This window comes from Herbaspirillum sp. VT-16-41, from assembly GCF_001994935.1.
Classification (GTDB): domain Bacteria; phylum Pseudomonadota; class Gammaproteobacteria; order Burkholderiales; family Burkholderiaceae_D; genus Herbaspirillum; species Herbaspirillum frisingense.
The window spans coordinates 1-357 of record NZ_MUXB01000256.1 but is presented as its reverse complement, the minus strand read 5'-3'; the positions used below and the strand labels follow the sequence as shown (position 1 = coordinate 357).

The following is a 357-nucleotide window of genomic DNA, read 5'->3' as shown; positions in this document are numbered from 1 at the left end:
CGGCCCGCCCGCACCGTGGCCGGCCAGTGCCCTCGGCGCTTGCTCGACCACCAGCGCCGGCGGATGCACACGCCTCGCCCGCAGCGCTGCCACGATGGCGCCGTCCCCCTTGTGGGAGGGGCTATCGGCGGCATTGCCCAGGCCCACGGCCAGGTTGCGCAGCCAGCGGTCATGGCCGATGCGGCGGATCGCGCTGCCCTCGGGGTTCTTCAGGAACTGCTCTTCGCTCCAGCCGAACAGGGCGACCAGGCTGGCGCTGTCCAGGCCCTCGCGCGGGGCTAAGACGGGCAGGACGGGGGCCCGGGCGGACTTGTTCCCGTGGGCGGAGAGCGTCGAGTCGTGGCCGCGTGAGGAGCG

At 74.2% G+C, this 357-nt stretch carries 1 pseudogene; it reads right to left on the bottom strand.

Annotated features, from left to right (window positions below):
• Nucleotides 1–357, bottom strand: a pseudogene (locus tag BTM36_RS27020) (tRNA epoxyqueuosine(34) reductase QueG); the annotation flags it as partial.